Origin of the sequence: Paraburkholderia sp. SECH4, from assembly GCF_030511745.1 — a bacterium.
Lineage (GTDB): Bacteria > Pseudomonadota > Gammaproteobacteria > Burkholderiales > Burkholderiaceae > Paraburkholderia > Paraburkholderia madseniana.
Map to the genome: position 1 here is coordinate 1 of NZ_JALOCP010000055.1, position 13,418 is coordinate 13,418.

13 protein-coding genes are annotated in these 13,418 nt (G+C 58.0%); 2 read left to right on the forward strand and 11 right to left on the reverse strand.

Annotated features, from left to right (window positions below):
- Positions 1-1,019, forward strand: a 1,019-nt coding sequence (locus M0D67_RS38475) for a LysR substrate-binding domain-containing protein (protein ID WP_266242592.1), incomplete at its 5' end; no start/stop codon positions are given.
- A 77-nt stretch (positions 1,020-1,096) separates the two neighbouring features.
- Here M0D67_RS38475 and M0D67_RS38480 read toward each other — a convergent pair.
- Positions 1,097-1,681, reverse strand: coding sequence for a TetR/AcrR family transcriptional regulator (locus tag M0D67_RS38480; RefSeq protein ID WP_266242593.1), 585 nt, complete (start codon positions 1,679-1,681; stop codon positions 1,097-1,099).
- A gap of 217 nt (positions 1,682-1,898) precedes the next feature.
- Between M0D67_RS38480 and M0D67_RS38485 the strand changes: the two genes are divergently transcribed.
- Positions 1,899-2,675 (forward strand): SDR family NAD(P)-dependent oxidoreductase, encoded by a 777-nt coding sequence (locus M0D67_RS38485; protein WP_154563871.1) that lies wholly within the window; start codon positions 1,899-1,901, stop codon positions 2,673-2,675.
- A gap of 135 nt (positions 2,676-2,810) precedes the next feature.
- Here the strand turns inward: M0D67_RS38485 and M0D67_RS38490 are convergent, their stop codons facing one another.
- The 10 genes from M0D67_RS38490 to M0D67_RS38535 all read right to left on the reverse strand — a co-directional run bounded on the left by M0D67_RS38490 (position 2,811) and on the right by M0D67_RS38535 (position 13,404).
- Positions 2,811-3,872 (reverse strand): maleylacetate reductase, encoded by a 1,062-nt coding sequence (locus M0D67_RS38490; protein WP_266242595.1) that lies wholly within the window; start codon positions 3,870-3,872, stop codon positions 2,811-2,813.
- A gap of 38 nt (positions 3,873-3,910) precedes the next feature.
- Positions 3,911-4,207: a Dabb family protein gene (locus M0D67_RS38495; protein WP_054033905.1), complete on the reverse strand. Its 297-nt coding sequence runs from the start codon at positions 4,205-4,207 to the stop codon at positions 3,911-3,913.
- A gap of 139 nt (positions 4,208-4,346) precedes the next feature.
- A complete protein-coding gene (mmsB, locus tag M0D67_RS38500; protein ID WP_154563865.1) occupies positions 4,347-5,555 on the reverse strand; it encodes a multiple monosaccharide ABC transporter permease in 1,209 nt (402 codons plus the stop codon).
- Positions 5,548-7,086 carry a multiple monosaccharide ABC transporter ATP-binding protein gene (gene mmsA / locus M0D67_RS38505; RefSeq protein ID WP_266242596.1) on the reverse strand — a complete coding sequence of 513 codons (1,539 nt, stop codon included), beginning with the start codon at positions 7,084-7,086 and terminating at the stop codon, positions 5,548-5,550. Before mmsA ends, mmsB begins: the two co-directional genes overlap by 8 nt.
- Positions 7,087-7,177: 91 nt before the next feature.
- A complete protein-coding gene (chvE, locus tag M0D67_RS38510) occupies positions 7,178-8,248 on the reverse strand; it encodes a multiple monosaccharide ABC transporter substrate-binding protein (protein WP_154563861.1) in 1,071 nt (356 codons plus the stop codon).
- Between the two features lie 96 nt (positions 8,249-8,344).
- Positions 8,345-9,433 carry a Gfo/Idh/MocA family protein gene (locus tag M0D67_RS38515; RefSeq protein ID WP_266242598.1) on the reverse strand — a complete coding sequence of 363 codons (1,089 nt, stop codon included), beginning with the start codon at positions 9,431-9,433 and terminating at the stop codon, positions 8,345-8,347.
- Between the two features lie 24 nt (positions 9,434-9,457).
- A complete protein-coding gene (iolG, locus tag M0D67_RS38520; RefSeq protein ID WP_200652989.1) occupies positions 9,458-10,450 on the reverse strand; it encodes an inositol 2-dehydrogenase in 993 nt (330 codons plus the stop codon).
- Positions 10,451-10,491: 41 nt separating this feature from the next.
- Positions 10,492-11,370 (reverse strand): sugar phosphate isomerase/epimerase, encoded by an 879-nt coding sequence (locus M0D67_RS38525; protein WP_154563855.1) that lies wholly within the window; start codon positions 11,368-11,370, stop codon positions 10,492-10,494.
- 67 nt (positions 11,371-11,437) lie between these two features.
- On the reverse strand, positions 11,438-12,358 hold the full coding sequence (locus M0D67_RS38530; protein ID WP_266242600.1) for an intradiol ring-cleavage dioxygenase: 921 nt from the start codon (positions 12,356-12,358) through the stop codon (positions 11,438-11,440).
- A 131-nt stretch (positions 12,359-12,489) separates the two neighbouring features.
- A complete protein-coding gene (locus M0D67_RS38535) occupies positions 12,490-13,404 on the reverse strand; it encodes a LysR family transcriptional regulator (protein WP_266242601.1) in 915 nt (304 codons plus the stop codon).
- Positions 13,405-13,418: the final 14 nt, after the last annotated feature.

The following is a 13,418-nucleotide window of genomic DNA, read 5'->3' on the forward strand; positions in this document are numbered from 1 at the left end:
TCCTCGGCTACGTTCGCGATGACCGCCGAGCTTCATTAATCAGCGTTTCCCTAGACTGGCTTCACGATGGCATTTGCCAGGTCAACGACATGAACCGCCTTCCTCCTCTTCGAGCCTTGCAGATATTCGATGCCGTCATTCGTTACGGAGGCGTCGTAGCCGCCGCCGAGGCGCTTCACGTGACACCCGGTGCGATTAGTCAGCAGATTCGCGTCCTTGAAGAGTTTCTCGGGGTCGCGCTTTTCGAGCGGGAGAACACGGGCCTGCGACCGACCCCGCTCTGCGAGCTGTACCACTCGCACATCTCCCGGGGGTTCGAGTGCTTTCATAGCGCCCAGGCGGCGCTCAAGGCGCAGACGGGCCGCCGGCTCACCCTGATGACATTTCCGTCCGTGGCGACACATTGGCTTGCCTCCAGATTGGACACGTGGCACACCATCTGCCCTCACGTGCAGGTCCATGTCGAGGTCGTCGACCACGAAACCAGTATCGCCGCGCGAAGTGCCGACGTCCGGTTAACGTATGGGGCACTCCCGACGGACGGAACGCCCTATCACGTCGTCTTTACGGACAGGGTTGCACCCGTGTTCGCACCCTCGCTGCTGCAGGCGGAAAAACCAATCTCGCAACCGGTGGATATCTTGCGATACCCGCTGATTCACGTCGAGTGGGGATGGGCAAACATGTCACCCCCAACGTGGGGACACTGGTTGCATGCGGTTGGCGTGCCTCTGCCCGATGGCTTGGCGCCACTCACTTACTCCGTTTCCGGCATGGCAATCGATGCGGCAATTCGGGGAAGAGGCATTTCGTTGGGACAGGGCTTTTTTGCCATTGATAGCATCAAGCGACACGAACTCGTCGCGCCGTTCAAGGTCGCCCTACCCATGCCGTTCCCCTACTTCATTTGCTGGAAGCGAACTGCGGCAGACTCCCCTGCAACCAGGCAATTTCTCGACTGGCTAATTGCCGAAGCCGAGCAGACGGGACGCGACATTAAAGCCATGTTTGGTGAGTGAATCGTCGATCCTCACCTAACAACGCCGGTACCGCTCCGGGCTATGGCGAATGCCATTGCGCCCGTCGCAAGTAACACTCAGCCAACCGGCGATGCGTCGCGACTCATGACCAGCGCGAGCGATTCGGAGAGAATCGATTTCGCCAGTTTGTCGTCGTCAACGGCGCGCGCAAGCGTGATGGCCCCCACGATGGTCGCGACGATACCCAAGCCAGCGTCTTTGCTATCACTGGATGCCGCTTGCGCTATTCGTGACGCCAGTTTGCGCACGTAACCCGTGAGCTGTTCCCTGACGTCCGGATTTGCATGACGCGCTTCCCCGGCAAGCGCGCACAGCGCACATCCAGTGCCGGGATTCTTCACGTGACGCTCATTGAGGAAAGCTTCGGCAATAGCCTGCAGGGGCGTTTCCCCACGCTTTGCCGAGCCGCTTGCGAGCGAAGCCATGCGCTTCTCGCTCTGACTCACCGCGTGCTCGAGCGCCTCCAGGATCAACGCATCACGCGACGAAAAATGGCCGTAAAACGCACCGTGCGTCAGCCCCGCGCTGCGCATGCAGTCGGCGACGCCAAGCGCCTCGATGCCGTGTTCGCGAATCTGTCGTGACGCGTTCTCCAGAACCCGCTGCCTACTCTCAGCCTTTTGTGCCTGCGAATAACCCATTTTTCCGCCTCATCACGCTTGACAAACTGCATGATGAGCATAATACTGAATTTCTGCATGATAATCAACATACAGAATGAGATGTTGACAACGTTCATGCCAGCTTGGATGCAGCGGCTGTCCTGCGCTGCTTAACAGAGATTTTTTCGAGGTTTTTGCGCCGCCAGCAGATGCGGCTTGGGACGTGATCTCGCGGCGTAATACACAGGAGAAGGAAATGCGTTTTACCGGAAAGACAGCGCTCGTCACTGGCGGCAACAGCGGCATTGGCTTTACTACAGCGAAGCTTTTGATCGCCGAAGGCGCCCGTGTTGCGATTACCGGCCGCGATCGCGCAAAACTGGATCAGGCAGTATCCGAGCTCGGCGAAAACGCGCTTGGCATTCAGGCCGATCTCGATGATGAAACCGCGATCGAGTCGACGTTCAAGCAGATCCAGGCAGCATTCGGGTCCCTCGACATCGTCTTCGCCAACGCCGGAATCTCCGGTCCGACGCCGCTCGGCGGCACGACCGCTGCTGCATTTGAGGCGATTCTTCGCACCAATCTCACCGGTGTGTTTCTCACGGTTCAATCGGCCCTGCCGTTGATGAGCGCCGGAGGCTCGATCGTATTGAACGGTTCCGTGATGCGCGAGCTGGGCTCGCCCGGGTCGGCCGCTTATTCCGCAACGAAGGCGGGCGTCACCGGCATGGCAAAGGTGTTTGCGTCGGAACTCGTGCAGCGTGGCATTCGTGTCAACACCGTGATTCCCGGCGGCACACGCACACCGATCTGGACGCGCGGCGCACGGGCCGGCGCAACGCTCGACGCGACCGAAGAGGCGTTGGCGCCGCGCGTTCCGATGGCTCGCCTCGCTGCACCTGAAGAAGTTGCCAAGGCCGTGCTTTTCCTCGCGTCCGACGATGCTTCGGGAATTACTGCGGCGGAAATCGTCGTCGACGGCGGCACGATCGGTGCGCCGTGGGGAGCGCCTATGTTCCGCAAGGGGTGAAGGCACTCGAGGTTCCGGGAGCGGCTTGATCAGCTTAGGACAGCGACGCGCAGTCCTAAGCTGCCGGCTAGTTTGCTACCGCCAGATCGAAGACTCGTTCCTGCGAACCTCCTTTGGGGCGCCCATTTCCAAAGGCTACACGGACGGACGAACGCCCTCCCAAGCACGCTGTAACAGTGCTCTAAGCGGCCCCTCCTCAATCGGTCGCGGGTTCCAGTATGGATTCGACAATGCCACTTCGCACGCGTAATCGAGATCGGCTTCGCCCAACCCAATCTCGCGAAGCCCTCGCGGAACGCCAAGTTCTTCGTTCAGCTGGTAAAGGCCGTCTGGCGCCGAATCTACGTTCAACGCCCTGGCGATTCGGCCCATCGCCTCATCCGCAACGGTACTGTTATAAGCGAGAGAGTGAGGCAGAACGATTGCGTGAGTCTCAGCATGAGGGAGGTTAAATGTTCCACCCAAGGTGTGGCACAGCTTGTGATGAAGAGCCATGCCAACATTGCCGAGCACCATTCCGCATAGCCACGCACCATACAGGCACTCGCTACGCGCCACTTTGTCCTTACTGTTCTTCTTCACTCCACGCAGGCCGTTGGCGAGTGAGCGAATACCCTCCTCCGCCATCAGCGACATGACGGGATTTCCGTCCTGTGCGTACAGTCCCTCGGCAGCATGAGCGATAGCGTTGAGACCGCTGACAATCGAGAGGCGAACCGGGAGCCCGATGGTCAACTCCGGGTCGTACAGGACGGTCTTGGGAATGACCTTGGCATCGCGACCGGTTTTCTTCAGCCCGTTTTCAGTTATCCCGTAGATAGGAGTCATCTCCGAGCCAGCATACGTCGTAGGTATCGCGATAATCGGCAACGAAGATTCGAGCGCAATCGCCTTGCCGAGTCCAATCGTCGAACCCCCACCAATAGCCACAGCACAGTCTGCGTCGACCGACTTCGCGTGTTCGCGCGCGCGGCGAGCGTTCTCGATAGGTACGTGCATCTGGGCGCCGTCGAAGACGCCTGCGCTCGCAGGTCCAAGAAGAGACGAAACCACTTCAGCCTGAGCCTTTTGCTCGGGCGTGCAAAGAACCAGCGCCCGGCGAGCACCCAACGTCTCCACTTCCTGTTGAATCAGCTTCATGCTTCCAGCACCGAATACGACTCTCGACGCCTGCGTGGTATAGGTAAACTCATACATGAGATTAGCTCCCTGTGTGGTCAAACGGTACAGCTCGCTTAGATGTAGTCGACCTGGTGGCGAGCGATACGAACGTCACCCACGATCTGCTTCACTCGCAGATGCTCAGGGTGCGACGCATACGCGTCGAGCGACTCCTGGCTTTCGAACTCTGTGTACAAGACTACGTCGCAGGCATAATCCACGGCGCTTACATCCAGCCCGACCTCCAGCCTGGTAAGTCCGGGAATCTTTCCGCTCAGACTCTCGAACGCAGTCTTTACGAGCACAGCGGATTCCTTCTTTTGCTCGGGAGTCTCACCGCGAACGTTCCACATCACGATATGCTTGACCATATTCGATTCCATTAGTGTTGCTTATTACCAGGCCAAATGTTCGAGATGCAATCTCATGACTCAAGTATGCATGTCAGTTGGGCCTCGCCACGCACCAAGCCCCGCTGAGTTCTAAATCCGGTCTGCCATAGGAAAGTAGTTACGCTTTGTTCTTGTTGTACACGTCGACGAACACGGCCGCGAGCAGAACGATGCCTTTGATCACCTGCTGATAATCCACGCCGATGCCCATAATGGACATGCCGTTGTTCATCACGCCCATGATGAAGGCGCCGACGACCGCTCCGACCACCTTTCCGACACCACCGGAGGCGGAAGCGCCGCCGATGAAACACGCTGCGATGACGTCGAGCTCGAATCCCGTGCCAGCCTTCGGCGTTCCACTATTCAGACGTGCGGCGAAGATCAGACCTGCCAGCGCAGCAAGGACACCCATGTTCACAAAGGTCAGGAAGCTCACTGCCGGAACGCTGACACCCGACAATCTCGCTGCCTTTGCATTGCCGCCAACCGCGTAGATACGTCGACCGATCGTGGTGCGATTCATGATGAACGTGTACACACCAATCAGCACAGCCATGATGACGAGCACGGTAGGCAGGCCACGATAGGATGCAAGCAGGTAGCAGAAGAACACTATCAGTGCCGTCAGGACGAGATTCTTCGCCACGAACATCGAGAACGAGCCACTCTCGACGCCATGTTTCGCCGCGCCGGCGCGATGCCGAAGCTCAATCGCGAAAAAAAGCGCGCCGACAAACGCGCCAAGGACTATCGAAGTGATGTGAAGTGCCTGTCCGTGAAAAAGGTCCGGGATAAAACCCGAACTCACGGCGCCGAATGCATCAGGGAACGGGCCGATGGACTGACCTTGCAGAACGAGGTTTGTCATGCCGCGGAAAACCAGCATGCCGGCCAGCGTCACGATGAACGAAGGCATCCGCCAGAACGCAATCCAGTAGCCTTGCACAGCGCCGATCAGCGCGCCGGCCGCAATACAGATGATGGTTGCCCAGATATAGTTGACCTCGAACTGCACCATCAATACTGCCGCCAACGCGCCCACCAAACCGGCCGTTGAACCGACGGACAGGTCGATGTGGCCTGAAACAATCACCATCAGCATGCCAAGGGCCATGATGACGATGTAGCTGTTCTGAAGCACCAGATTGGTCAGATTGAGCGGTTGCATCAATACGCCGCTCGTCGAGACCTGAAAGAAGACCATGATGATGACGAGCGAAATGAGCAGTCCATACTCGCTGCCAATACGCTTCACCACACCCAAAACTTCGCTTTTCTTAACCTCGGCGCCTTCGGCGACCACTGGAGAGAGTGCCTTACGCATTTTCGATGCCTCCATTTCGCATAATCGCCCGCATAATCTTTTCCTGCGAGACTTCTTCTGCGGTGAATTCGCCGACAAACCGGCCTTCGTTCATGACGTACACGCGGTCGCACATGCCAAGCAGCTCAGGCATTTCCGAGGAAATCATGACCACACACTTACCTGCCGCGACCACCTGATTGATGATGTTGTAAATCTCGTACTTCGCTCCCACGTCGATGCCTCGCGTAGGCTCGTCGAGAATCAGTACCTCGGGTTCAGAGAACAGCCACTTGCTCAGCACCACCTTCTGCTGGTTTCCACCCGACAGGTTGCCAACAACGTGGGTAACGCCTTGAGCGCGGATCCGGAGCTTCTTTAGAAAATCGGTCGCAACCTTTATCTCCTCGTGCTCGTCGACGACGCCAAATCTGGAGACCCCGATCAGGTTCGCCAGCGTGATGTTTCGCTTGATGTTGTCGTCAAGGAGCAGACCGTTGCCTTTCCGGTCTTCTGTCACGTAGGCGATGCCCGCCTTGATGGCCTTCTGTACCGATGAAACGTCGACCTGCTTTCCGTGCATCAGCACCTGGCCCGTGATGTCCTGACCATAGGTGCCACCGAAGACGCTCATGGCGAGTTCCGTACGCCCAGAACCCATCAGTCCTGCGATACCAACGATTTCGCCCTTGCGCGCTTCCAGATTGACCCCTTTGATGACTGCACGGTCCCTCTGCGTGGGATGCTGGACACGCCAATCCTTGACTTCAAAAATGACTTCGCCGATGTTCGGCGTACGTGGTGGGTACCGGTCAGACATCTCGCGGCCGACCATCGCCTTGATGATTCGGTCTTCGCTCACGCTCTCGGCTTTGCAGTCGAGGGCGTCGACCGTCGAGCCGTCACGGATAACGGTGATTCCATCCGCGACGCGCGAAATCTCATTCAGCTTGTGCGAAATGATGATTGACGTCACACCGCGCGACTTGAGTTCGAGCAGAAGACTAAGCAGTGTGTCGCTGTCTTTTTCATTCAGGCTTGCGGTGGGCTCGTCGAGAATCAACAGGCGAACCTCTTTAGACAATGCCTTTGCAATCTCGATGAGTTGCTGCTTGCCAATCCCAAGCGTGCCGACCGGTGAATCTGGCGAGTCTGAGAGGCCGACCTTCGCCAGCAACGCCTTTGCCTTCGCACGCGACACCTGCCAATCGACGACGCCGCGCTTCGACTGCTCGTTACCCAGATAGATGTTCTCGGTAATCGAGAGCATAGGTACGAGGGCTAGCTCCTGGTGAATGATGATGATTCCGACTGCCTCGCTATCGGAAATATCGGCGAATGCCCGCTCCTGACCGTCGTAAAGGACGTCGCCAGAATAAGAGCCGTGCGGATAGACCCCACTGAGGATCTTCATCAGGGTCGATTTTCCCGCGCCGTTTTCTCCGCAAATGGCGTGAATCTCGCCCTGACGGACCCTCAGATTGACGTTATTCAGGGCTTTGACAGCGCCAAAGCTTTTCTGAATTCCGCGCATCTCCAGAATGGTATCCATGGTCAAATTCCTCTGATTGGTCACGCTCGCGAGCGTGTCTGCGTGAAGCGAGGCGCTGGTGGGCACCCCGCCACGCGGACGTTCAGATGCCTTACTTGATTTGGGCCTGCGTGTAGTAACCGCTGGTCACCAACTCCGACTGGTAATTGGCCTTGTCGACAAGGATTGGCTTCACGAGATAAGTCGGAACGATCTTCGTTCCGTTGTTGTAGCTCTTCGTGTCGTTGACAGGCACCTGCTTGCCGCTCAGCGCGTTGTCGACCATCTCGGCGGTCACGCCAGCAAGCTTGCGAGTGTCCTTGAACACGGTCGAGGTCTGGTCGCCCCGAACAATGTTCTTGACGTTCTGGATGTCTGCGTCCTGGCCCGTGACAACGGGCATGGTTTGCTGGGCCGAACCGTATCCGATGCCCTTAAGCGATGAGATAACGCCAACTGCAATTGCGTCATTGGGCGTCCAGACCGCGTCGAGGTGGTCCTTGCCGTAGAAAGCGCTCAGCAGGTTGTCCATTCGAGCTTGAGCCGTCGCGCCATCCCAGTTGCGCGTCGCGACTTTATCGAAGGCAACCTGTTTGCTCCGAACCACGAACTTGCCGCTGTCGATGTACGGTTTGAGGACCGACATGCCGCCCGCGTAGACCATATGGGCGTTGTTATCGTCCGATGAACCACCGAACACTTCGATATTGAACGGGGTTTTGCTGCCGGCCTTCTGCCATGCGCTGACGATGCTCTGTCCTTGAAGAACCCCGACGCCATAGTTGTCGAAGGTTGCGTAGTAGTCGACATCCTTGGTCTGGCTAATCAGACGGTCGTATGAGATGACCTTGATGCCTTTCTTCTGGGCGAGCGCCAAAGCGTCGGAAAAAGTCTTTCCGTCGATCGGTGCGATGACCAGTGCTTTGACACCCTTCGCAAGCATGTTCTCGACCTGGTTCACCTGCGTCGGAACGTCGTAGTTTGCGTACTGGAGGTCGGCCGAGTAGCCTTTCGCCTTCAGTGCATCAACCATGCTTTTGCCGTCGGTAATCCAGCGGGATTCAGTCTTGTCGGGCAGTGAAATGCCAATAACACCCTTATCCTGGGCGAAAGCAGCGCCAGACATTGCCGAGAAAGCTGCCGAAGCAGCCAGGATGAGCGCGACATTTTTCAGAATTTTCATGACTTCGTCTCCTATTTAGGAATGCGTATTTGTGTTGCCGGTTTATGAAGTACAGAATCCTCGTCCGACGCCCGAAGGCGTCAGCCATTCAAATGCTTAACCGATCAAGACCTCTGCACCCGCTTCTTTGGAAGAAGCGAACATGGCCTCGATGACACGGCTAATGTTGTACGCCTGCGTAGCCGGCACAACCGACTGCGTGCCGTTGCGCAAAGCGTCGAAGAACGCGTTCGATTCCCGATCGAAGTACACCGGGTTGCCGATTTCGGCGATATCGGGCGAATACTCCGTCTTTTTTGTTGCCCAGATTTCCGGGAAACTGGTCTCTTGCCATTCGGTCCAGCCCTCCGGATGGTCGCCCTTGCCCGCGTCGTAAATCTTGTAGCTCGCGGGCAGCGAGCGGGAAGACATGATGCCTTCCGTTCCGTAGGCGGTGATGTCCCAGCTCTCGGTCCACGGCAGGACGTCCCACGACATGAAGTCGACAGTGACAATCTTGTCTTCATAGTTCAGCACCGCGCCTGCTGCGTCTTCACGCGATTCGTCACCGTGATAGTTCGGGAACTTGGTGATACGCGCGTTGACAGAGCGGGGCAAGCCGAAGTGCAGAAGGATGCGGTCCACCAGATGGCATCCAATAACGAATACCGCGCCGCCAATATCACCTGGCTGGGTCATGTGCGGCGTTCCGGCCTCATCGTGCGAGCAGCCGCCGTGGGCGCGCACCTGAACCACTTTGCCGAGGCGTCCGCTCTTGAGTGCCGCCTGCATGGCGTCTACCGATGGTGCGAAGCGCCAGCAATAGCCGACTTGCACGAGTCCGCCGGTACGCTCCACAGCCTCGACGATGCGCTTGGCGTCGACGGAACTGCGGCCAGCAGGTTTCTCGCACAACACTGCCTTGCCCGCTTCGAGCGCTTCAATGGTCAGATCGGCCATCTTCTCGCTCTTGGAGTGGACGAGCACGACATGAACATTCTCGTCCGCCAGGATGTCTTCCTTCGAGCGCGCCTCGAGACCGAGCGCGTCGACGAACGGTGTGAGCAGCGGGCTTTTGTCCCACGCGCCGAGCATCTTTGCGTCGGTGCGACGCTGGATTGCCTTGACCCGCCCGGACGTATGGGGGTGAGTGATGCCAAGACATGCTACGCCGAGCGTTTCGTTGGGACCGATCTTTCGCGTCATGACTTATCTCCTCCAGATTTCCAGTTACACCTTGACGGCCTTGCCCGACAAAGCCGACTCGAGCGCGCAGTCCGCCAGACGCAGCGCCTTCAGCCCGTCCTGAACGGAGGTCGGCAAAGGCGAGTTGGCGTTCAGTGCGTCGACGAAGGCTTCGAGTTCGGCCTTGTATGCAGCCTCGTAGCGCTCGAGGAAGAAGTTGAGCAGCGGCTCGCGGACGTCGGTCGCTTCCTTGGACCAGCGTCGAATCGTCGAAGGACGCAGGTTTTCTTGCAGAAGCATTCCCTTCGAACCCGACACTTCCATGCGCTGGTCATAGCCGTACACGGCTTCGCGACAGCAGTTGATGTGGCATTGCTTGCCCGAAGCTGTCCGCAACTGCACCATCACCGTATCGAAGTCCGTCAGCTTCTCAAGCGACTCGTCGACGAGACGGCTGGCCATCGCCATTACCTCGACCGGCTCCTCGCCGAGCAACCAGCGAGCCATGTCCAGATCGTGGATCACCATGTCGCGGAAGATGCCGCCCGAGTGCTCGACATAGTCACGCGGAGGCATGCCCGGGTCACGGCTCGAAATGATGACCTGGCGCACTTCGCCGACGTCGCCTGCGTCGATCGCTTTGCGGAAGGCTTGCGATGTCGGGTCGAAACGTCGATTGAACGCGAGCATGACGCGACCGCCCAGTCGCTCGACTTCGTTTGCCGCGGCCAGCGACTTCTCCATGTCGAGATCGATGGGCTTCTCGCACAGAACAGCCTTGCCGCGCTTGACGGCTTCGAGCATGAACGTGATGTGCGTATCCGTCGGCGTACCGATGACCACTGCGTCGATGTCGTTGCGCTCGAGGACGGCTGCCGCGTCCGTCGAGGCCTCGCAGCCCAGACGGCTAGCTAGCGACTTAGCCGCACTTTCAACGGGGTCTGCCACCACGACCAGTTTTGCGTTCGGGCTCGCGGCGACGTTGCCAGCGTGAATGCGACCAATGCGGCCGGCACCGAGTACGGCGATTCGAATCATGTGAGTCTCCAGAAATACGTTGTCGGTTAAGGTCGAAAGCTTCAGGCAGAAGTCGCGGTTTTTGCCGAGAACTGCGCGATGGTGGTGTCGTAAGCGCGCTTTGCCATCTCGTCGAGCGGAAATTTCCGGTGCACCTCGGAGATGAGTTCCACGCCGTAGTACGGCAGCGTGCAGCCTGCTTGCTCAAGGGCGTCGACGAAGGCCGGGCAGTCACCTGCACCTTCGCCACAAAGCTGGCGGTTAAAGGTCGAGTCGTCGAACAACGACCCCTTAACCTGTGCGCCGACGTCATCCATCTCTACGCCCTTGATGAAGCGCGCGGGGATCTGGGCGACTTCGCTATAGGGGCTGCCACCGCGTGCTACGTGCCAGTGGTCAACCATCAGGCCACCATTGGGTTGGTTGGCGCCTTGAGCAACCTGCAGCGCTTCTGCGATGTTTCGAATGGGAGAGAAAGGCATGAACTCGATTGCAACCGTGGCGCCAACCGCCGCCACGTCCTGGCAAAGCTTCCCGAATTCGTCGGTCATGCGGGGAAAGTCGGCCGGATTCTTGTCGAAGGGGCTCGCACCGATTTTCAGATTGCGCATGCCCAGTTCGCGACCCAGTTCGATGAAACGGCGACGGCAATCGTCCGACTTGGCGCGCGCCTCGCCGTCGAAGTACCAGTCCATGAGGATCTCGAGCTCGAAGTACTTCATGCCCGTGTCGTCCAGAATCTTCTTGACGCCGGACACGCCGTACTTCCCGATGCTGTACTCGAGGTCATCGAGAATGAGACCGATACCGCTCCAGCCGGCACGCGAAGCTGCTTCGCAGCGGTCGCGCAGCGGGAACGGGCTGATTTCGTTCGGTGCACACGGATAGACGTCACCAGCGAGTGTCCAGTACGCAGCTAGCAATTCTTTCTTCGCGCTCATATGTAGTACTCCTGTATCTCTCAATGTCATCAGTTTTTTCGACGGCACGCTCCCGCGCACCAAACGATTACGGGATTGCCCGCGTGGGCTTCGTGGACGTCGCGAGGGTGAAGTCCCACGAAACAGACCAAAACGGTGATAAGACCCCGACGCGCTCACCAGCTTCCGGGTCGTCAATCTTGTTGAATTCAGCGATGAGCTCACGCTTGACGCCAAATACCGCGTCTTCAGGAAGATAGGGGCAGTCAGGTGTGAAAATGTGAGTGATGACCGGGTCAAAGCCAGGCGCGGTCACGATGAAGTGCAGATGAGCCGCTCGGTTAGGGTGTCGGCCTATTGCGGCGAGGAGCTTACCGACCGGACCGTCCGAAGGAATCGGATAGTGACGCGGCTTGACAGACTTGAACCAGTAGCGGCCCTCAGCATCCGACGTAAAAACGCCGCGAAGATTTGAGTCAGGCTGAATGCCTTTCTGCTGCACGTCATAGAAGCCGTCGTCGTTCGTCTGCCACACCTCGAGCTTCGCGTTAGGAATCGGGTTTCCCTTGATATCGGCAACCCGACCTTCAACAACCATGGGCTCGCCCTTTCCGTCCAGGCAGATGTTCGCGCCGTTCGGATAGTCGGGCGCGTTGGCGATGTAGAAGGGGCCCAGAATCGTGTTCGGCGTAGCACCGTTGGGACGACGATGATTGATTGCATCAACGAGCATCGAAACGCCCAGGACGTCCGAGAGCAGGATGTACTCTTGCCGCCAGTCCGTGCACATTTGACCCGTCTCGGTCAGGAAGCGAATGGCGGTGAACCACTCTTCATGCGTCGGCTCAATTTCCTTGACCGCAGCATGAAGATGCTTGACCAGAACCGACATCACCTGACTCAGGCGAGCGTCGGCATCTTCGCTCATACGTGCATTGACGACTTCGGCCGAGCGAGCCTCATCGAAATAAGGCGATGCGGACGGAACTGCAGAGGTTGCGCTTTGCATTGCGTGTCTCCATCAATCTCTTCTGTAGCTTTGAGACGAGTCTATATTCGTCGTGACTGGCAAGACAGAGCTAGAAAGGGAAAGTCTTTCGCGCTGAGTGGGAAGAAACCCCAAATGCGGTGAGCGCAGACTCACGCTGTCCAATGCCGTTCGTATTCGTTCTGATGGAACCGATCCACGAGCGCGTCAATGAACAGTCGCACCTTTACAGGCAGGTGTGAGCGAGTCTGAAACGCGATGTTCATGGTCAGCCGGGGAAGGTCCCAGTCGTCGAGCACCGGGACAAGACGGCCTGCCTTGAGGTCGTCGTAGATGATGTATTTGGGCTGCACCAGAATGCCCATGCCGTCTAGCGCGGCGATACGCAATATCTGGCCGTCATTCGACTCCACTAACGGCTTCACTCTGACAACGACGTTCTCACCACCGTGTGTGAACGAAAGCTCGCGTGGATTGTCGGCGAGTTGATAGTTCAGCAGCCTGTGCTTCGCGAGTTCCGCCGGGAAGCGAGGGCGCCCGTTCGCCTCGATGTAGCAGGGCGATGCGGCCAATATGCGGCGTGTCGAAGCCAATCTTCTAATGGTTATGTTGCTATCTGGCTCGAGGACTTTCGTACGAATCGCGACGTCGATGCCGTTCTCGATGATGTCGCAGTAACGGTTAGCCGCTACCACGTCCACTGTAATGTCGGGGTAGCGCGCCGTGAAATCAGGAAGCATCGGGGCGATATGAAGCATGCAGAACGATAACGAGGCGGTGACGCGAAGGACACCGCTTGGACGCACGACCGCTTCCTTGGTGACAGCCTCTGCTTCGCCAAGATCGGCGAGGATGGATTTGCAGCGTCGGTGAAACTCAGCGCCAGCCTCAGTCAGGTAAAGGTTGCGAGTCGTCCTGCGCACCAGTTGGACGCCAAGTCTCGCCTCCAACGAAATCAAATATCGACTTGCGGCCGAGATGGAAAGCTCGACAGCTTCCGCAGCCCGGCTGATGCTGCCCGTCTCGGCCACCTCGACGAATAGTTGTAGTTCCTTGAACTGATCCATGCCCTTGCACCATT